Below are 19,200 nucleotides of genomic sequence, written 5' to 3' on the forward strand. Positions count from 1 at the left end.
CGTTCGACCAGGGCATCGGCCATGAGCTGCCCGCGGCCCCTCGGGTCCCCGGCGGCGCGGAGGGTGTCGGCGTGCCCGGTGAGGGCCTTGTAGACGGCGACGCCGGCGGTCACGGGCAGCAGGGCGGTCAGGCAGGTCATCGCATCGGGAGCCGGGCGGAGGCTGACGTGCCGCTCGGTGGCGGCGTGCGCGGCGCGTTCGGTGACGGAGCGGGGGTCACGCCGGTACGCGGCGGCCCGGGCCGCGGCGACCAGGGACCGGTCACCGGCCCCGGCGAACGTCCCGGCGTCGGGCGCCAATTCCTCGTCGACTGCGGCCCGGTCCGCGGCGCTCAGGCACGCGGTTTCACGGACCAGCAGGGTGGCGCGCCATTCGTTCAGCTGCCCGGTTTCCAGGGCGGTGAGGGTGTGCGGCATCTCGGTCACGAGGGCTTTGGCCAGGCCCAGGAGCCGGCCGCCCCTGGCGGGGGATTCGTGCCGGGCCAGGGCGATCTGCCCGCCGATCCCGGCGCCAAGCCTCTCGGCCGGGACCCCGAGCCGGGCTTGTTCGCGGCGTTGGAGCAGGTCGAAGGCCACGGCGAGCCGGGCCTGTTCCGCGGACGCGGCGGATTTCCAGTCTTCCAGTTCCCGGATCTCGTCGATCAGTGCGGCGGCGTTGTCCGGGGCTGGGAGGACGGCCAGGATCCGGGCCAGTTCAGCGACGGTCCCCGCAGTTGCCGGTGCCGGGTCTGCCGGAATCGTCTCGGGCCCCTGATTGCCGTCCATGAGTTAAGTGTCCCTGCGGGCTATGACATTTATGGCCCTCCGGAGCCGTTCCACCGCTTCGGAAGCCATCGGCGACCTTCCAGATCCCAAAGTCACTCCCGAAACGCTGCCCAGGAAAACGTCGAGCTGAAGACGCGTCCGCAACGCGTCGAGCGCGGAGTGAAACTCGTCAAGCCGTCGGTATTGCTCGAGGATCCCGGCGCAATCTTCGGCCTGACGCAGGTCCCGGAGTACGCGGGAGCAGAATGCGAGCAAATCCTGGACGCCGTCGTCACTGCTCCCGGCGCGGCCGAAGCCGTAGTCGCCGTCTCCCGCCGGAACCACTTCGGGCCCCTGATTGCCGTCCATGAATCCAGTCTCCTCCGGGGATCGGACATTAATAGGGCAACCAGAAGGAGGCCGCGAGGTTAGCGGGATTGGTGGGATTCGTTGGCGGTTGTGGAGGTGCGGCCCCGAGATCCCGGCGTCCGAGGACCCACACCCGAGCGCACCGCCCCTGTCTCAAAAACGGGCACGGGTCCATCATGGGAGAGGGCGTTAGCTCTGCGCCCCAGGCGGAACCGGGCGGAGGATTGTCCATGAACCAGAGGGAATCTATCGCGACGAGTATCAGCTCGCTGCCTTCGGACCGCCGCTCGTTACTTAAAGCCGTCGGCGTCGGCGCCGCGGGTATAGCGGGCATGCCGCTGCTGGCCGCCTGCACGGCCCAAAGTGCCCCCGCCGGTACCGGAAGCAGTGCCTCCGGCGGCTCCGGTGCGCCGTCGGCGTCTCTGCTTCCGGCGCCGGAACCGCAGGTCAAACCGCTCCTGGACCAACAGAAGGTCAACGCCGCCTTGGCAAAGCTGGACGGGATGGTCCAGGGCGTGATGGAGAGTACCGGTGTTCCCGGAGTCGCCGTGGCCGTGGTCTACCAAGACCAAATGGTGTACGCCAAGGGCTTCGGCGTGCGGGAATCGGGCCGGCCCGAGACAGTGGACGCGGATACCGTTTTTCAATTGGCCTCGGTGTCCAAACCCTTGGCCTCCACGGTGGCGGCCGTGGCCGTGGGCCGCAAGGCCATCTCCTGGACGGAACCGGTGATCAACCACACCCCCGGCTTCGCCCTGAAAGACCCCTACGTCACGCGGAACGCCACGGCGGCCGACCTGTTGTCACATCAAGGCGGCCTCAGTACGGGGGCGGGCGATCTGTTGGAAGACCTCGGATTCGACCAGTCCTATATTCTCAGCCACCTCAACCAGCAGCCGCTGGACTCCTTCCGGTCGAGCTACAACTACAGCAACTTCGGCTACACGGCTGGTGCGCAGGCTGTCGCCGATGCCATGAACAAACCCTGGGCAGACCTCGCCGAAGAAGTCTTGTTCAAGCCCCTGGGCATGTCATCCACGAGCTATCGCCACGCGGACTACCAAAAGGCAACGAACAAGGCACTGATCCACGTCCCAGCCGGTAACAAGACCTGGGTGGCCAAATACACCCGGGATGCCGACGCCGAAGCACCCGCCGGCGGGGCCAGTTCCTCCGTGCGCGACCTGGCCCGCTGGATCCGCCTGCAGCTCGCCAACGGCAGCTTTGAGGGAAGCGAGGTTATCGATCCGGACGCGCTTGGTGTCACGCATGTCCCGCACGCCGTGTCGGGCCCACCGGCGACGCCGGGCGCCCGCACCCGCTTCTACGGCTTGGGCTGGAACGTCTCCTACGACGACCACGCCCGGCTGATGCTCGGGCACTCGGGAGCCTTCAACCTTGGTGCCGCGACCGCCGTCTCACTGCTCCCCGGCGAGCAGCTGGGCATTGTGGCCCTGACCAATGGCCGGCCGCAGGGCATCCCCGAAGCCATCTGCGCCGCATTCCTGGACACGGCCCAGAACGGCGCCCCGACAGTGGACTGGATCGGATTCACCTCGGGCGTCTTCCAGAAGATCGATGAGGCGGAGAAGCCGAAAGTCGACTATTCCAAGGCGCCGGCCCAGGCCAAACCGGCGCAGGGCAACGACTTCTACATCGGCAGTTACGCGAACTCCTACTACGGCCCGCTCACCGTCGCGGTGGAGAACGGCGTGCTGACCCTTGAGCTGGGCCCGGCCGGCAGGACCACCAAGTTCCCGCTCACTCATTTTGACGGCGACACCTTCAGCTTTGAATCAATCGGCGAGAACGCCAACGGTCTTGCCGGGGCAATCTTCGCCCCCGGCGCGGCTGCAGCCCCTGGTGCGGACGCCGCAGCCCGAGGCGGCACGGCTCCGAGCGTCAGGCTTGATTTCTACGATCAGACCGGGCTGGGCACCTTCACCCGCAGCTGAGCCCGGACTTCAGTGAGTGAGCTTCTTCCGTAAGCTTCAAAGAAACGCCACGAGCCCCGATCCAAGGAACCCATGCCCATCAACACACAGTCGCTGAAACAGGACGGCTTCACCGGTTTCCGGCCGCTCCAGGACCTTGACATCAACCGGATCCCGCAGAAGCCCGGGATCTTCGCGGTACTGCGGCCCGAGGGCTTCCGGCCCCAGTTCCTGGCCAGGAGCACCGCCGGCATCTTCAAGAAGAAGAACCCCACCCTCAAGGCGGACGCTCTCGACGCCGAATGGGTGGACGGCGCCGATGTCCTCTTCGTGGGCAAAGCCGGCCCCGGAAGCAAGGGCAACCGCGGACTGCGCCGGCAAATCCAGGAATTCGTCGACTTCGGCGAAGGCAAGCCGCCGGGCCACTGGGACGGGCGGCTCATCTGGCAGCTCGCCGTGCCCGGGGCCCTGATCATCGCGTGGAAAGAGTTGCCCGTTGAGCAACTCAACGCGGCCGAAGCCCGGTACCATGCCGCATTCATCGAAGAATACGGCCGCCTGCCGTACGCCAACTTAGTCCAGGCGCGCGTCAAAGGTGCTTAGCCGCCGTACGTGAACCGTCCCCCCACTAACGTGGCGGCCACCGGCATGGCCGCAAAATCCGCATCCGACACGGTCAGCGGGTCGGCGTCGAGCACTGCAATATCGGCGGGGTCCCCGACCCGGAGACGGCCGCGACCGCGGGTCGAGGCCGTGAGGGCCTCCTGCCGCGTGAGGGCCTGCTCGGCATGCCACGGCCCGCGGCCATCCAGCCGGTCCCGCGCCGTGGCAGCGGACATGGCAATCCACGGATCCAGGGGGGCCACCGGAGCGTCCGAACCCAAGGCGAGAGTCGCCCCGGCGGCCAGCAATGAACGGAGCGGGAAGGACCGGTCCGTGCGCCCCGGCCAGTTAGCCTCGGCGGCGTCCCGGTCATCGAGGGCATGCGCAGGCTGGACGCTCGCGGTCACGCCCAACCGGCCGAAGCGGGCGAAATCCTCGCTCCGGACAAACTGGGCATGCTCCACCCGTCCGGCGAGGCCCGCCGCCTCAAACGCATCCAAGGCGACTTGGTTGGCCGCGTCGCCGATTGCGTGGACCGCCGGCACAAAACCCGCCTGCCGGCCCCGGACCAACAGGGCGAGCAGCTCCGCCTCGCTCACGGTCAGCAGCCCGTGGCCGCCGTTCGGATACGGGTCCACGCAATACGCTGTGCGGGTATTGAGCGAGCCGTCGATCAGCACTTTCAGGGGGCCCACGCTGAGCAGCCCGCCACTGCCGGCCACCGCCAAACCTGTCCGCAGCCCCTCTGCCGCGGCCCGGTCCAGGTCCTGCGGATAGACGCCCGCTTCAACCCGCAGGGCAGCGAAGCCGCCGGAGATCCTCCGCAGCCAGGCGTCGCGGTTCCATGTCATCTCGAAGTCCACAATCCCGACCACGCCCCGCGCGGCCGCAGCCTGACCTGCCTGCCGCACCCACGGGTCCACCACCGCGTCCGGCAGCTGGCCAAGCTCCCGGGTCAGGGCGAACGCCGGTTCTTCCCGGAGCAGGCCGCCCGCATCCACCGGCATTCCGTACTGTTGGGCCGCTGCGGAGTTGAGCCAGACACAGTGGAGGTCGTGGCTGATCAGGGCCGTAGGCCGGCCGCGCGTCACTCCGTCCAGGAGGTCCAGACTGGGCAGGTCATGCCAGATGGCATCGCGGAAACCGACGCCCACCAGCGTCTGGACGGGACCCGGCGCTCCGGCGCCGCTTCCGGTCCCGGTGCTAGTGTCCCCGGCGATATGGGCCCCGACGACGGCGGCCGCCTCGCGCGCCGAGCCGGCACTGGAGAGGTCAAGCCGGTTGGAGGCCAGCGCCCACTGCGTCATATGAACGTGCTCATCCCACAGCCCAGGAATGAAGTAGCGGCCCTCCAGATCCACCACCCGGGTTGCAGCGGGGAGCGCACCCGAGCCCGGGCGCGACGGGATGATCGCTGACACGGCCCCGGCGCGAACATGAACGTCGAAGCATATTTCCTCCCCGGGGTGCCGCACGGAGGCCAGCACGAGGTCCGGGGGTCGGCAGGGATCGAGCGGAACAGGCATAGGAACAGGCTAGGCGGGCGACGCCGCAGGACCCAACAGGCGCACACGGGACTTTCGCCCCTTACCTCTGCCACGAGCGCCCCCCAAGCTGAATGTGTGGGGAGGTTGCTGCACGGCCAGTTGGGGGACGTGTCGAGCGAAGAACCACTTCACGTAAATACGGCACGGGTCTCACCGCGAATTGGGGAAGGAAATGGCGTTTGCACTTTCCGGCTTCAGCAGGAAAAGGCAGGAGACCACGGCCACATGAGTATCCATCACCATTCGGGGGACCCTAAACTCAAGGTGCTCATCCGCCTGAACGCCGACGCCGAAACAGCTCGGATCGACGTGCATGGTGTGGTGACCGTGGCCAACGTTCGGGCACTGTACGTCGTTTGCCGCCGCGTCACAAGCAAGCTTCCCGGATTCGAACTCGTGCTCGACCTCGCCCATGCCCGGGTGTCGGCCGCCGCGATCGAGGAACTCCGTGAGCGTGCCCGCGCCTCGTTGCTGTATTCGGGAATCGATGGCACGGAGACTCCGTGCCGTCTGCGCCTCGTGGACCCGCTGGTCATCCTCAAAACCAAGGAGCACGTATGAAAGCCCTCGTCTATGGCGGTCCCGGGGAGAAATCGTGGACCGAGGTCCCCGATCCCACAATCCAGAATCCCAGCGATGTGATCGTCAAAGTGGACACCACCACCATCTGTGGGACCGATCTGCACATCCTCAAAGGCGACGTCCCCGCGGTGACCAAGGGCCGCATCCTGGGCCACGAAGGGGTCGGCACCATCACGGAGATCGGCGCCTCCGTGACCAGCCTCAAGGTCGGGGACCGCGTCATCATTTCGTGCATCAAGTCCTGCGGGCACTGCGCCAACTGCAAGACAGGCCTGTACTCCCATTGCCTGGGGGAGGAAGGAACCTCCGGCATCGGATGGGTATTCGGACATCTGATCGACGGCACGCAGGCCGAGTTCGTCCGCGTCCCCTATGCAGAGAACTCCCTGCACCTCCTGCCTGAGGGAGTCAGCGACCAGCAGGCCGTCATGCTCTCCGACATCCTCCCCACCGGCTTTGAGATCGGCGTGCAGTACGGCCGGGTCAAGCCCGGCGACACGGTCGCCGTCATCGGCGCGGGCCCCGTGGGACTTGCCGCGATCTCCACCGCCGGCCTCTACGGCGCCGCCACGATCATCGCCGTCGACCTCGACGCGAACCGGCTCGAGAAATCCCGCGAATTCGGAGCCACCGACGTGGTCCTCTCATCCGATGCCGACTGGAAGGAGCAGCTCATGCTCCTGACCGACGGGCAGGGCGTGGACGTGGCGATCGAGGCCGTGGGCGTCCCGGCGACCTTCACGATGTGCACCGACATCGTCCGTCCTGGCGGCACCGTGGCCAACGTGGGCGTGCACGGCAAAGCCGTGGAACTGCACGTCGAAGACCTCTGGATCCGGAACATCAACATCAGCATGGGCCTGGTGAACACCAACACCACCCCCATGCTGCTCAAGCTCGTGGCACAGCAAAAGATCCCCGCGGACAGTTTCGCCACCCACCACTTCACCTTTGACGAGTTCATGGAGGCGTACGACACTTTCGCCCGCGCCGCGGAGACGAAGGCTCTCAAAGTCGTGATCACGGCATGAAAGCGTTCGTTGTCTTCCGCGCCGGCAGTGCCGGCGCGATCGACGAAGCCAAGCCGTTCGTGATCCCGCTCGGGCGGTAGCGGCCCGGGCCGCCAGCTTCCGGAAGCCACGCCCGGCCGGGCGTGGCAAACGGACCATCTGAAAGGACGGCGGCCATGAAGGCAGGCCGGATTGTCATGCTGGTGATCGGCTCGCTGTGCGCGCTGGTCGGGTTGGGACTGTTGGCGGGCGCCGGCTTTGCGGGCTGGGTCAACTACCAGCAACGTGACGGCAGGTACTTCATCACGCCGTCGGCGCCTTTCTCAGGCAATTCCTACGCGCTGACGACCCCCCGGCTGGACCTCATGACCGGCGGCGGCGTGGACGACGGCGTTCCGGTGGACATTGCGGGCAGCGTGCTGCTCCGCGGTTCCGCCACCGACCCCGGCAAGGAAATCTTCATCGGAATTGCCCCGCGGGCCGACGTCGCGACGTACCTGGCCGGTGTCCGGCGCACCGAAATCGTCGACGTCAGGTTCAACCCCTTCCGCGCGCGGTACCGCGAAGTGGCCGGCTCCCAGGTCCCGTCCAATCCGGCGCAGCAGACCTTCTGGGCCGCGACTGCCACAGGCCCGGGGGAACAGGAACTGACCTGGGACCTCCGCTCCGGATCCTGGGCAGTGGTGGTCATGAATGCCGACGGGACGTCTCCGGTGAGCGTGAATCTGCAGGCAGGGGCACGCACAGACCTGCTCCTGCCATTGTTCATCGGCCTGCTGATCGGCGGACTCGTGATGCTGCTGATCGGCGTGCCGCTGATAGTGCTGGGCGCCGTTGGACTCGGCCGTGGCGGCCCGGGCCAAGGCGGGACGGGCAGCGGTGTCCCTCCCGGCCACCTGCCGGCCCAGCCCGGCCAGCCGTATCCCGCGGGTCCCTACCCGCCCAATGCCACCCCCGGCCAGCAGAACAGTGCGGCCACGCCGGGTGCCGTGGCGGCATACGCTGCCCCGCCGGGGACTCCGTATCCGGTGTCGCCGGGTGCTACGACCGCATATGTGTACCCCGCCCGCCTCCACGGCTACCTCGACCCGAACCTGTCACGGTGGATGTGGCTCGTGAAGTGGTTCCTGGCCATCCCGCACTTCATCGTCCTGTTCATCCTCTGGTTCGCCTTCGGAGTGGTCACGATTGTGGCGTGGTTCGCGATCCTGTTCACGGCGCGCTACCCGCGCTCGCTGTTCAATTTCAGTGTCGGTGTGATCCGCTGGAACTGGCGTGTGGCCTTCTACGCCTTCAGCGCGATCGGCACGGATGTCTATCCCCCCTTCACCCTGGCCCGCACCGATTACCCGGCGGACTTCGACGTCGACTATCCCGAACGGCTGTCCCGCGGCCTGGTGCTGGTGAAATCGTGGCTGCTGGCCATTCCACATCTGCTGCTTATCAGCCTGCTGACGGGGACCGCGAGGACGTGGGAGTACCGGGACGGCGAGTGGGTACAGCAAGGTGTGGGCATCTCCCTCCTGGGGCTGCTGGTCCTCATCGCCGGCGTGATCCTGTTGTTCACGGGCCAATACCGGCGGGGGCTCTTCGACCTCCTGCTTGGCCTGAACCGCTGGATCTACCGCGTTATCGCCTACGTTGCCCTCATGCGGGACGAATATCCGCCGTTCCACCTTGATATGGGTCCGGTCGATCCGGGCGAGCTGCCGGTGCCTGCATACGCCGGGCCTGCGCTCGGAACCGGAGGACCCGCCGCCGGACCCGCGCTCGGAACAGGAGGACCCGGACCCTCCGCCGGACCAGGACCCGGGCCCGCGCCCGGACCCGGAGGACCAGCCACCGGACCCGGAGGGCCGCCCAGAAGCTAATGCCGCGCTGCGCCCGGTCCTCTTGCCACCCGCCCTCCGCAAGAACATAGTTGAGGGAATTCACGTACTCCGCGGCACTAGGCAGGCGACCATGGTGAACATCGGGATTCCGGAAAACGGCATGCTTCACGGCAAGACCGCCCTGATCTATGGCGGCGGCGGGGCGGTCGGCGGGGCGGTGGCAAGGGCTTTCGCGGCCGACGGCGCCACAGTGCACATTGCCGGAAGGACGGAATCGCGGCTGGAAAAAGTAGCCAATGACATTCGCGAGGCGGGCGGCACAGCCGAAACCGCCGTCGTCGACGCCCTGGACGAAGAGCAGGTGGATGCCTTCGTAAGCCGGGTGGCGAAGAAGAGCAAGAGGATCGACATCTCCTTCAACGTGATCTCATTCGGCGACATCCAGCAGCCACTCATGGAGATCGATGTGGATGACTTCACCCAGCCCATCACCCTGGCCGCGCGGACGCACTTCCTGACCACCCGCGCGGCCGCCGCCTACATGGTCAAGCAACGCTCCGGCGTCGTGCTCATGTTCGGCGGCTCGGGCCCGCAGACGATCCCCGGCCTGGGCGGTTTCAAGGTGGCGCTCGACGCGATGGAAGGACTGCGCCGGCAATGGGCCCTGGAACTGGGAAAACACGGCATCAGGGTGGTCACCATGGTCACGGGCGGCATTATCGAAACCATCCCGTGGCAGGCCGAGGGCCGCGAAGAGATCGTAGTGGAGATTGCCAGGGCCGCGCATTTGAACCGGACGGCCACGCTGACGGACGTCGGTAACGTGGCCTCCTTCATCGTCTCGGACAAGGCGGCGGCCATCACGGACGCGACCGTCAACATCTCCGCCGGCGCGATCGTGGACTACTGACGCCTTCGATCCGTCGTCCGCCTCGGCGGACAAGGTCAAGGTGCTCACCGGCTACGAGGGATGCTGAGGCCTGCCCCGGGCCGCCCGGCCAGGCACGGGCCCGGCGTCTTCCAAGAAATGGTATTTATCATGAGCCCGTGCCGCCCCTTGATGTAGTCCTCACCGCCTGGCAGATCGACTGGGCCGCCGCCGCCCTGATCGGCGGCTCCGCGCTGCTGTACGCGCTGGGCCTGAGGGCCGCGGCGGCGCGCGGGCACCGCCATCCCGGGTGGCGGACGCTGGCGTTCTATGTTCTGGGCCTTGGGTCCCTGACAGTGCTGACGTGCGGGTTCCCTGGCGTCTACAGCGCGCAGCTCCGGTGGGCCTTCACGCTCAAGATTTCCCTGTTGCTCTTCGTGGTGCCGCTGCTGATCGGCCTGGGAAAACCCATCTCCCTCGCCCGCGCGGCCCTGCCGCCGCGCGGCGTCGGCCGGCTGAACAGGGCGCTCGCGCACAGCGCGGTGCGGTTTGCCGGCAACTCCATGGCCGCCCCGCTCCTGGGCCTTGCCCTCTTCGCCACCTTCCTGACTCCGGCCTTCTACACCCTCCGCACAGCCGCTTGGGCCGAGGCGCTCCTGACGGTCGGGGTCCCGCTGCTTGGCATGATGATGGCCCTGCCGATCATCGAGGACGCGGACTTCCGCCGCTCCAGCGCGTTCTTCATCATGGAGTTCGTGTTTGTTTTCATCGAGCTGCTGGTCGATGCCGTGCCCGGGATCCTGCTGCGCCTCAATGGCCAGGTGCTGGATCACGTCGCAACGATGCCGTCTGCGATGGGCTGGTTCCCCAACGCCCTGCGTGACCAGCAGCTGGCGGGGGACGTCCTGTGGTTCATCTGCGAAATTGTCGACTTGCCCCTGATCATCCTGATGTTCATCCGCTTCTCCCGCAGCGACAAACGCGAGGCCCGCGGCTTTGACGAGCTCACGGATTCCCAGCTCGATGAACTGAATGCGGAGCACCTGCGGCGCGGCCGCTAAGTCCCCGCGCCCCGGGTGGGGGCGCTATGCCACGCTGACCTTGATCCGCTGCACCACGTTGTTGCCCATGCCCTGGTAGTTCCATTCCGGTTCCAGCGGCTGGACCGCGCCGCTGGCATCCGTGGCACGGCAGGAGAGCTCGTGTTCGCCCGGATCGGCCACCCACGGCATCGACCACGCACACCACGCGAACGGCGCTGCCGGGTGCTCCAGATGGGCCGCTGCCCACTTTCCGTCGATTCCGACGTCGACGCGCTGCACGGCGCTTTGCCCGGACCAGGCCCGGCCGGTGAGCATCACCGGTCCCGGGGGCAGGATCCGGCTCCGGGTGAAGAAATCCGGGACCCCCGGGGGCATCATGAGCGAGCGGACCTTGATCCAGGTGACCGGGGTTCCGGGATCCTCGGCGTCATGCTGGTAGCGGTACGCCACTGCCTGCTGGAAACCGTCATAGGGCTTGGTCAGAACCTTGATCGAGGTCAGCCACTTCACGCTCGCCATGCCGTACCAGCCGGGCACCACAAGCCGGAGCGGATAGCCGTGCTGAGGCGGCAGGTCTGCGCCGTTCATCCGGTAGGCGAGCACGACGTCGGGGCGCAAGGCCTCCTCGATCGGCAGGCTGCGCGCGTACTGCTGGGCGACGCCGCCCTGGCTGCCGGCGTCGGCCCCGGTGAAGAGCACCTCCACGGCGTCGTCCTCCACTCCGGCCCGCGTCAGCAGGTAGGCGAGCGGGACACCGGTCCACACGGCGGTCCCCACGCCCTCGAGTACCCACGGCTGGCTCAGTGGGCGGGGCCGCAGGAGGGACCGGCCGTTGCCGGCGCACTCCAGGGTGACCGGGAGGGTGATGCTCGGTGCCCGGAGCAAGGCCCGCAGGCTCAGTTCGAAGGACCGCTGCACGGCGCCGCCGATCCACAGATGCCAGTGATCGGCGTCGATGAACGGGATGTCGAAGTGCGTGAGCACGTAGTGCAGTCCGGGCGGTGTGGTGTCGCTCCGCAGGGCCTCGAGCGGCATGGAATGGTTCCGCACGGCGAGCTGGAGTTCCTCCGCCGTCAGCGGGCCGTGGCTCGGTTCGCCGGGATGCGCCCGGGGTTGTCCGGCCTGCCGGCGCGGACTCTTCAGGACAGAAGAGTGTCTGGACATTTGCTTTGGCATGGCATGCCGCGATTCTTTCCGGACCGGCCCGGTCCCGCCCCTGTGAGGGACCCGCCGGTTTTAGTAGGTATCACCTGGTCTCAGGTCTACGCCGCAGCCCGGAAACCGTCAACACCGGGACGCGCCGGTCCCGTCCCTTCCGGTCCCGTCTCTTCCGGTCAAGGGGCTACAGCGTGTGCGCCTCGGCCAGGAACTGCGCCAGGCTCAGCGGTTCCCGGCCCGTCAGCTCATGCACTGCCGACGTCGGACCGGCGAGTTCGCCGGCGGCGATGGCCGTGTAGGTGCTCACCCAGGCGTCCACCTGCCATGGCGGGGCGCCGTACGAGGCGCGGGACCCGTAGGCCTCCGCCAGGGTCTCGTTGTGGAAGGTGATGGCCCGGCCGGTTCCGGCGGACAGGAGTTCGGCGGCGCGGGCCAGCGAGATGTCTTCCGGGCCGGTCAGGTCATAGGTCCGTCCCACATGCAGGGACGGGTCCCGCAGTACGGTGACGGCCGAGCGGGCAATGTCTGACCGCGCCACGGCAGCCATGACGCCGTCTCCGGCGGGGCCGCGGATCACGCCGTCCTCGCCGGCCAGCAGCGGCAGGAAGTCCATGTAGAAGTTGTCCCGCAGGAACGTGTAGTCCATGCCGGAGGCCTTGATGCGCTCCTCCGTCGCGAAGTGGTCCCGGCCCAGCGTGAACGTGGAGTCCGGCGCCGCGCCGAAGAACGAGGTGTACACGATGTGCTGGACGCCCGCTGCGGCCGCGGCATCGACGAAGGCGTAGTGCTGCTGCAGCCGGTCCTCGGCCTCGGCTGCGGATACCATGAACAACGTTTTCGCCCCGGAAAGCGCCGTCTTCGCCTGCTCCGGCTCGGCGTAGGTGGTGACGAAGGGGACGGCGCCTTCGAGCTCAGGTGCCCGGGCGGCGTCCCGCACCAGGAGCCGTTGCTCGCTGCCGGCCTGGGCCAGCAGCCTGGCCACCAGGGCGCCCAGCTGGCCGGTGGACCCGGTGACGGCAAGCTCGGGAGCGTTGGTCATGGCCTAGGCCTCGCGGGAGGCGGGCGACTTGGTCTGCGCGGGGTCGCGTTCGGCCAGTGAGCCGATGACGGCGTCGATCTTGTCCATGATCACCGCGTCCAGCTTCACGCCGGCTGCCGCGACGTTTTTCTCGATCTGCTCCGGCCGGGACGCGCCCATGATCGCGGAGGCCACGTTCTTGTTCTGCAGCACCCAGGCGATGCTGAGCTGCGCCATGGTCAGCCCGGCCTCCTCCGCGATCGGCTTGAGCTGCTGGACGCCGGTGAGGACCTCGTTGGACATCCAACGCTCGATCATCCGCGAACCGCCCTTGGAGTCCGTGGCGCGGCTGCCCTCAGGGGCAGGCTTGCCGGGGTGGTACTTGCCGCTCAGCACGCCCTGGGCAATCGGGGACCAGACAATCTGGGACAGGCCCAGTTCTTCCGACGCCGGAATCACCTCGGCCTCGATCACCCGCCACAGCATGGAGTACTGAGGCTGGTTGGAGATCAGCTGGAAGCCCAGTTCCTTGGCGAGGGCATGGCCGTCGCGGATCTGGTTGGCCGTCCACTCGCTGACCCCGATATACAGGGCCTTGCCCTGCCGCACGATGTCCGCGAAGGCCTGCATGGTCTCTTCCAGCGGCGTCTCGTAGTCGTAGCGGTGTGCCTGGTAGAGGTCCACGTAGTCGGTCTGCAGCCGGGTGAGGGAGCCGTTGATGGATTCCATGATGTGCTTGCGGGACAGGCCGAGATCGTTGTGGCCCTTGGGCCCGGTGGGGCCGAAGACCTTCGTGAAAATTTCCAGCGACTCGCGGCGCTCGTCCTTCAAGGCTGCTCCGAGGACCGTCTCCGCCGCTGTGTTGGCGTACACGTCGGCCGTGTCGAAAGTGCTGATACCGGCGTCGAGCGCGGCCCGGACGCACTGGGTGGCGACATCGTTCTCCACTTGGGAGCCATGGGTCAGCCAGTTGCCAAACGTGATTTCTGAAATCTTGAAGCCGCTGTTCCCGAGGTATCTGAATTCCATGGGTTCCAACGTAGCGGACTTGCCTGCCCGGGGTAAGGGCTCAGCCGGCCTTGCGTTCCTGGAGCGGCTGTTTGGCCTTCCCGGCCGGCGGAGTGCCGCGCAGCGCCACGAGCGATCCGGTGTCCAGCAGGGACTTCGCTGCGGGCATGGGCGGCTTTTTGAACGCCCGCGGGACGGCGCCAAGTGTTCCATTGGTGTCCGTGGCAGACTGCACGAGGGCAGAGACTTCCGTGATGTCCTGTGCCGGTGCCAGGGGGTCGGGCAGGTCCCGGACGGTGACCCGGACGGCGGGTCCGGCCTCGGCCCTGGCCCTCGCGGCGGCGCGGGCATCTGCCCGGGCCACGGCGGCCGCCCACTCCGGGGACAGTGCCGGTTCCTTTTTGGCTGCATTCCGGGCGGGGCGTGCGGGCTTCGCGGCCTTGGCCGGCCGGTGCGGCGCCGGCTCTTCCCCAGCCCCATTTTCCCGTGATACCGGGGTTCCGCGGACGAGCCCGGCGACGGCCAAGACAACGACTGCCGCCAGCCGGCCGATCCCTGCGAGCACGAGGGTGGCGGCGAAGACCAGGAAGAGGCCGAGGAACATGAAGAACGCCACGCCGAGGGTCCCGAAAAAAGTCAGGTTCAGCGCAATGGTCGTTGGATCTTCCATGTCACCTCTCCTTGCCGGCCTGCTTCAGCGTGGTCCCTGCCGCAAGCACGCAGCGGGCAGGAGCCCCCTTAACAATACGTACTTTTCGCTGGCCCCGTGCCGCCCGCGGCAGTCGTGGCGAATATGTGTCAAAGCCGTTATCCGCGGGGCGGGGCACGGGCCCCGCCGGCCGGGCGTCTATAGTCGGAGACAGCCCCGCCGGCGTCGTCCGGCCCGCCGGAAGGACATCTTGTGACGCACGCCGCAGCAGCCGATTCCGAGCCCGCCGGAGCATCCGCCACGGACCGCTCCGTGAGTATTCCGGAAGCGGCATATTCCGCGCCGTATGAGGGGAACTGCCCGTGCCTGTCGGGCGAGGCGTATGTGCACTGCTGCGGCCGGTTCCATCGCGGGGACGCCGAGGCGCCTACGGCGGAGCAGCTTATGCGCTCCCGGTACAGCGCCTTCGTGGTCCAGGACGCGGGGTACCTGCTCCGGACCTGGCACCCGGACACTCGGCCCGCCGAGCTGGAGTTTGATTCCGGCATGCAGTGGCGACGCCTGGACATCCTCTCCACCAGCCGCGGCGGCCCGCTGGACAGCGAAGGCACGGTGGAATTCGCGGCGCACTACCGGCACGAGGGCGAACGCGGCCTGCACCGCGAAACCAGCCGCTTTGTGCGGGTGGACCGGCGCTGGTACTACGTAGATGGCGTCGTTGCCGGCTGAGCCCTCCGGGGCTGACGCCGTCGCGGCTAGGGGCGCCCGGCTGAGTTGTCCCGTGCTGAGTTGTCCCTGACGGGGTGGTTCTCAACCGTTGCTGCCGGGCTGAAGCCGGCCCGATCCACCCTGCGGTGGAAACGCATTCCCGCGAGGCCGCCCAGCACTGCGCCCACCAAAGCCACCGCGGCCACGACGATCGCCGCGACGATGCTCAGGGTGTTCAATTCGCCCTCGTTGATCGGGATCCGCGGGAAGCTGTTCAGGTTGGCCAGGATGTTGAAGCGCTGCCCGGCGACCAGGCCCAGCACGGCGACGACGATCGCGGCGATCAGGGCCCAGATCCAGACCATGAAGCCCTGCCTGGCGCCGTTGAAGCGGGCCATGCGCCCGGCGACGTATCCGCCGCAGTAGTAGGCGACCAGGAGGATCACGAGCAGCACGATGATGCCGGTCAGCCCGACCGTCTGATTGCTGGAGGCCTGGTCGACGGCGTCGTTCACATCGGTGTTGGTGGCCAGACCGACGGCGGTACCGCCGGCAGCGACCAGCGCGGTGAGCAGCACGGCCGTACCCGTGGCCGTCAGCCAGCCGAAGAATGCCGAGCCGACCTTGATGCCGCCGAACTGTTCCTTCTCGCGGGCCACTACCGTCTCGCGCGTGGGGATCTCTTCCACGACAGTGTCGTGAACAGCATCGCGGACCGGTGCGTCGCGGACGGGGTCGACATCGCGGACCGGTGCGTCGCGGACGGGGTCGTCGTGGCGGACTGCTGTCACCGGGCGGGTTGTGGCGTCGTCCTGCGCGGCGTGTTGTGTCGTCTTGTCGTCGGGGCCTGCGGTGCTGCTCATGAGGGCTGCTCACTTTCGCTGAATGACCGGGCACACTGGAGACGCCGGTCTGGCGTCAACCTAACCACGGCGGAATCCGGTTAGCAAGGATGCTTACTATCCGTGGCGGCGGCCCGTCAGCGGTACTTGCGGTGCAGGTCCTCCCGGACGGAGGCGCGCCGGCTGGCGTCCGCGATCCATGGACCGGTCCCTTCAGACTGGTCGAGGATTCCGGCTTCCAGCCAGGTGTAGTCCCCGGCCAGTGTCTTGCGGGCCAGGGCATGGTCGGCGTCGTCGGTGTTCCGCCACAGCCGGTCGAAATATTCGTCGACGCGAACACGGGCCTGTTCGCAGTACGCCTCGGCGAGTTCGTACGCGGAGGCGCCGCGTTCCGGCTGCGTCCGCAGCAGCATCTCGGCGCGCGAACAGCAGGCTGCCATGGCAAACAGCTCCGCACCGATGTCCACGATCCGGCCCAGGAACGCCTGCTTGTGCTCAAGTTTGGCCTGCCAGCGGCCCATCCCGTAGAAGGTCTGCCGGGCGAGGCGCCGGGAGGAGCGCTCCACGTAGCGCAGCTGTTTCGCGAGCCGGCCGAAGTCGCTGTAGGAGCGCGGGTCCATGCCGGCGCCGGCCACGAGTTTGGGCAGCCACTTCGCGTAGAAGCCGGAGGCGCCGACGGCGGCCTTCGCCTTGTCGGAGAGGCGGGCATCCTCCGAGGCGAGGTCTCCCGCGGCGGCCAGGTGCGCGTCCACGGCCTCGCGGGCGATCAGCAACCTCATGATTTCCGAGGACCCCTCGAAGATCCTGTTGATTCTCATGTCGCGGAGCTGCTGTTCCGCGGCGACGGCGCGCTCGCCGCGGGCTTCGAGGGAGTCCGCCGTTTCAAAGCCCCGGCCGCCGCGGATCTGCACGAGTTCGTCCGCGATGAGGCAGCTGATCTCCGTTGACCACAGCTTGGCCAGGGCCGCCTCGATCCGGATGTCTTTCTGCCCGGCGTCGGCCATTTCCGCAGAGAGTTCAAACACGGCGTCCAGGGCGAAGGCGCTGGCGGCGATGAAGGCGATTTTCTTGCCCACTGCCTCATGCTGGCCGATCGGCCGGCCCCACTGGGTGCGGGCGTCGGACCATTCGCGGGCGATCTTCAGGCTCCACCGGCCCGTGGCGACGCACAGCGCGGGGATGGAGAGCCGGCCCGTGTTCAGTGTGGTGAGGGCGATCTTCAGGCCCTGGCCTTCCCGGCCCAGCCGGTTGGCAGCGGGGACCCTGACCTGGTGGAAGCGGGTGACGCCGTTTTCGATCCCGCGGAGCCCCATGAAGGTGTTGCGGTTTTCCACGGTAATGCCAGGGGTGTCCATTTCGACCACGAAGGCGCTGATACCGCCTTTGTGGGCGGTCCCGTCCGCATCGGTGTGCGGCGGCACGAGGGCCATCGCCACGACGAGTTCGGCGATAACACCGTTGGTGGTCCAGAGCTTGACGCCGTCCAGGAGGTACGACTCGCCGTCGTCGGAGAGGACGGCCGTGCTGCCCATCCGGGCGGGGTCGCTGCCGACGTCGGGCTCGGTGAGCAGGAAAGCGGTGACGGCGCCGGCGGCGCAGCGGGGCAGGTATTCGCGCTTCTGGGCCAGAGTGCCAAAGACCTTGACGGGCTCCGGTACGCCGATCGACTGGTGCGCGGAGATCAGGGCGCCGAGGCTTGGGTGCACCGAGCCCAGCAGGGCCAGTGCGCGGCCGTAATACACGAGCGTGAGGCCCAGTCCGCCGTATTCGCGGGGAATCTTCATTCCGAACACACCGAGCTCCGCGAGCCCTTTGAGATAGTCGTCCGGGATCCGGTCGTCGCGTTCGATGGTGCGCCCGGACATCGTGCGGCAGTAGTCGGCCAGCCGGGCCATGAACGCCTCGCCGCGTTCGACGTCGTCGGCGGGGGCCTCGGGCCACGGGTGTATCAGCGACAAATCGAAGCTGCCAAGGTAGAGGCCCTTCGCGAAGCTGGGCTGGGTCCAACTGGTTTCGCGGGCGGCCTCGGCAATGGCGCGGGCGTCGGCGGCCGTCGCGTCGGGGCCGACGTGCTCAGCGTCCCCGTCGGCCGCCGGAATCGGAATGCCTGATGTTGGAGAATCTGACGCTGGAGTACCGGGTGTGGTGGCGGGGTCTTCGATGGCGGAGCTCACGGGGCATCTCCTCTAACCGGGTGACCGGCTTGAGCCCTGGATCCGCCGCGGGTGGAGGACCCTTCAGCTGTCCCGCAATACTACTCGCGGGTAAGTGCCTGTGCTAGGGGAGGCCTGGCCCGGAAAGTCGGACCGGAAGTCCGTGCCGAAGTCGACCTGGAAATCGGCGGGCATCTCCACCGTTGAGGCGTGGTGAACCAGCCGATCCCAACCGTGGTTGATGCCGTGGACCAGGCCCACCACCGCGCCGGCCACGAGGTACCAGGCGAGCCGGCCGACACCGACCAAAACCATGGCCGCGAACGCGGACACCATCATGAAGGCGCCGATCATCACGGCAAACACGAGGGTTCCAATGACCACCATCGTGCCGGTTTCCACTGCGCTTAGGTCGAACTGCATTCTTCCCCCTGCACCATTGCTCCGGTTGAACCAGTAGCCCGAGCGTAGGGTGCCGTGGGCGGGCTGAACTAGGGTCCTTGGACGGTGGCGGCCTCTTGATACGGGATCGAAATGCTACCGGGGCGTAGGTCACGGCGGGGTTGCGGCACCCTCACCGATCGCGGGGGTCGCACCGCTTGTCAGTGCCGGGAGGCTGCCCGGTGTCAGTCTTCGTCGTGTTCAGGGGCGCTCTGGCTCATGACCTGGAAGTCCGCGCCGAGGGCGACTTCGACCTGGGACCCGTCGTTGAGGCGTACCTCGACCTCGTAGGCCGCGCCGGAGTCGTCATCGCGCTCCACTTCGGTGACGCTGCCCTGGCCCACCTTCGCCAACGCGGCCTTGGTTGCCATGGCACGGTCGGCGTCACTGAGCGCCGGCCCATCGGAATCGTCACCGATCTCAAAGTTCCCGATCTTGGCGGTGAGGGCGCCCGCACTTCCGGACCAGACATCCCTGGCCTGGGTGGCCCCGACCGCAATTGACGCTCCCCCCAGCACCACCGCTGCAGAGGCCGCCCCCGTGATCCAGACCGTTCTCTTGCGCATGATCGTCTCCCTTCGGCTGGTCATTCCAGTGTGCGCCGACATAGGGGAGCAGACAACGATAAATGCGGACGGGGCCCTGCGTTAACCTTGTAGCTGGCAGTTTTTCGAATCCGCTGCCCCGCAACG

The 19,200-nt window shown here is 67.5% G+C and carries 19 protein-coding genes; 8 read left to right on the forward strand and 11 right to left on the reverse strand.

Annotated features, from left to right (window positions below):
* Together AC1DBX_RS19785 and AC1DBX_RS19790 are read right to left on the reverse strand one after the other, a co-directional pair.
* Positions 1 to 764: 13E12 repeat family protein (locus AC1DBX_RS19785; RefSeq protein WP_476932564.1), on the reverse strand; the 764-nt coding region annotated here is incomplete at its 3' end.
* A 3-nt stretch (positions 765 to 767) separates the two neighbouring features.
* Positions 768 to 1,112 carry a hypothetical protein gene (locus tag AC1DBX_RS19790; protein ID WP_476932565.1) on the reverse strand — a complete coding sequence of 115 codons (345 nt, stop codon included), beginning with the start codon at positions 1,110 to 1,112 and terminating at the stop codon, positions 768 to 770.
* Positions 1,113 to 1,342: 230 nt separating this feature from the next.
* Here AC1DBX_RS19790 and AC1DBX_RS19795 point away from each other — a divergent pair, with 230 nt between their 5' ends.
* Together AC1DBX_RS19795 and AC1DBX_RS19800 are read left to right on the forward strand one after the other, a co-directional pair.
* Complete coding sequence (locus AC1DBX_RS19795) at positions 1,343 to 3,067, forward strand: serine hydrolase (RefSeq protein ID WP_476872309.1); 1,725 nt, start codon at positions 1,343 to 1,345, stop codon at positions 3,065 to 3,067.
* A gap of 72 nt (positions 3,068 to 3,139) precedes the next feature.
* Positions 3,140 to 3,649, forward strand: a complete 510-nt coding sequence (locus AC1DBX_RS19800) for a hypothetical protein (protein ID WP_476858087.1) — start codon at positions 3,140 to 3,142, stop codon at positions 3,647 to 3,649.
* Here AC1DBX_RS19800 and AC1DBX_RS19805 read toward each other — a convergent pair.
* Positions 3,646 to 5,175 carry an amidohydrolase gene (locus AC1DBX_RS19805; protein WP_476932566.1) on the reverse strand — a complete coding sequence of 510 codons (1,530 nt, stop codon included), beginning with the start codon at positions 5,173 to 5,175 and terminating at the stop codon, positions 3,646 to 3,648. The two genes, AC1DBX_RS19800 and AC1DBX_RS19805, sit on opposite strands and share 4 nt — an antisense overlap.
* A gap of 246 nt (positions 5,176 to 5,421) precedes the next feature.
* Here AC1DBX_RS19805 and AC1DBX_RS19810 point away from each other — a divergent pair, with 246 nt between their 5' ends.
* The 5 genes from AC1DBX_RS19810 (at position 5,422) to AC1DBX_RS19830 (ending at position 10,549) form a co-directional block, all read left to right on the forward strand.
* Positions 5,422 to 5,757: a hypothetical protein gene (locus AC1DBX_RS19810; RefSeq protein ID WP_028276886.1), complete on the forward strand. Its 336-nt coding sequence runs from the start codon at positions 5,422 to 5,424 to the stop codon at positions 5,755 to 5,757.
* Positions 5,754 to 6,809, forward strand: coding sequence for a zinc-dependent alcohol dehydrogenase family protein (locus tag AC1DBX_RS19815; RefSeq protein WP_079555420.1), 1,056 nt, complete (start codon positions 5,754 to 5,756; stop codon positions 6,807 to 6,809). The genes AC1DBX_RS19810 and AC1DBX_RS19815 overlap by 4 nt, the downstream gene beginning before the upstream one ends.
* A 155-nt stretch (positions 6,810 to 6,964) precedes the next feature.
* Entirely contained in the window at positions 6,965 to 8,659 is a 1,695-nt protein-coding gene (locus tag AC1DBX_RS19820) for a DUF4389 domain-containing protein (RefSeq protein ID WP_476932567.1), read from the forward strand.
* 91 nt (positions 8,660 to 8,750) lie between these two features.
* Entirely contained in the window at positions 8,751 to 9,530 is a 780-nt protein-coding gene (locus AC1DBX_RS19825; RefSeq protein WP_476851716.1) for an SDR family NAD(P)-dependent oxidoreductase, read from the forward strand.
* 137 nt (positions 9,531 to 9,667) lie between these two features.
* Positions 9,668 to 10,549 (forward strand): cytochrome c oxidase assembly protein, encoded by an 882-nt coding sequence (locus AC1DBX_RS19830; RefSeq protein WP_476932568.1) that lies wholly within the window; start codon positions 9,668 to 9,670, stop codon positions 10,547 to 10,549.
* Between the two features lie 24 nt (positions 10,550 to 10,573).
* Here AC1DBX_RS19830 and AC1DBX_RS19835 read toward each other — a convergent pair whose 3' ends face one another.
* From AC1DBX_RS19835 to AC1DBX_RS19850, 4 genes are all read right to left on the reverse strand, one after another.
* Positions 10,574 to 11,707, reverse strand: coding sequence for a sulfite oxidase (locus AC1DBX_RS19835; protein ID WP_476932569.1), 1,134 nt, complete (start codon positions 11,705 to 11,707; stop codon positions 10,574 to 10,576).
* Positions 11,708 to 11,873: 166 nt separating this feature from the next.
* The gene (locus tag AC1DBX_RS19840) at positions 11,874 to 12,728 is read right to left on the reverse strand and encodes an SDR family oxidoreductase (protein WP_476932570.1); all 855 of its coding nucleotides are present in this window, start codon (positions 12,726 to 12,728) and stop codon (positions 11,874 to 11,876) included.
* A 3-nt stretch (positions 12,729 to 12,731) separates the two neighbouring features.
* Complete coding sequence (locus AC1DBX_RS19845) at positions 12,732 to 13,736, reverse strand: aldo/keto reductase family protein (protein ID WP_223915020.1); 1,005 nt, start codon at positions 13,734 to 13,736, stop codon at positions 12,732 to 12,734.
* 40 nt (positions 13,737 to 13,776) lie between these two features.
* Positions 13,777 to 14,385: a hypothetical protein gene (locus AC1DBX_RS19850; protein WP_476932571.1), complete on the reverse strand. Its 609-nt coding sequence runs from the start codon at positions 14,383 to 14,385 to the stop codon at positions 13,777 to 13,779.
* Between the two features lie 291 nt (positions 14,386 to 14,676).
* On the opposite strand from AC1DBX_RS19850, the gene AC1DBX_RS19855 reads away from it, so the two are divergent.
* Complete coding sequence (locus AC1DBX_RS19855; RefSeq protein WP_223915024.1) at positions 14,677 to 15,093, forward strand: YchJ family protein; 417 nt, start codon at positions 14,677 to 14,679, stop codon at positions 15,091 to 15,093.
* 26 nt (positions 15,094 to 15,119) lie between these two features.
* On the opposite strand, the gene AC1DBX_RS19860 is transcribed toward AC1DBX_RS19855, so the two are convergent.
* The 4 genes from AC1DBX_RS19860 to AC1DBX_RS19875 form a co-directional block, all read right to left on the reverse strand.
* On the reverse strand, positions 15,120 to 15,935 hold the full coding sequence (locus AC1DBX_RS19860; protein WP_476932572.1) for a hypothetical protein: 816 nt from the start codon (positions 15,933 to 15,935) through the stop codon (positions 15,120 to 15,122).
* A gap of 116 nt (positions 15,936 to 16,051) precedes the next feature.
* The gene (locus tag AC1DBX_RS19865) at positions 16,052 to 18,088 is read right to left on the reverse strand and encodes an acyl-CoA dehydrogenase family protein (RefSeq protein ID WP_476932573.1); all 2,037 of its coding nucleotides are present in this window, start codon (positions 18,086 to 18,088) and stop codon (positions 16,052 to 16,054) included.
* Between the two features lie 63 nt (positions 18,089 to 18,151).
* The gene (locus tag AC1DBX_RS19870) at positions 18,152 to 18,490 is read right to left on the reverse strand and encodes a hypothetical protein (protein ID WP_476858079.1); all 339 of its coding nucleotides are present in this window, start codon (positions 18,488 to 18,490) and stop codon (positions 18,152 to 18,154) included.
* A 203-nt stretch (positions 18,491 to 18,693) separates the two neighbouring features.
* A complete protein-coding gene (locus AC1DBX_RS19875; protein WP_476932574.1) occupies positions 18,694 to 19,074 on the reverse strand; it encodes a PepSY domain-containing protein in 381 nt (126 codons plus the stop codon).
* Between the last annotated feature and the right edge of the window lie 126 nt (positions 19,075 to 19,200).

Source organism: Arthrobacter sp. 10N44_2 (genome assembly GCF_056394385.1).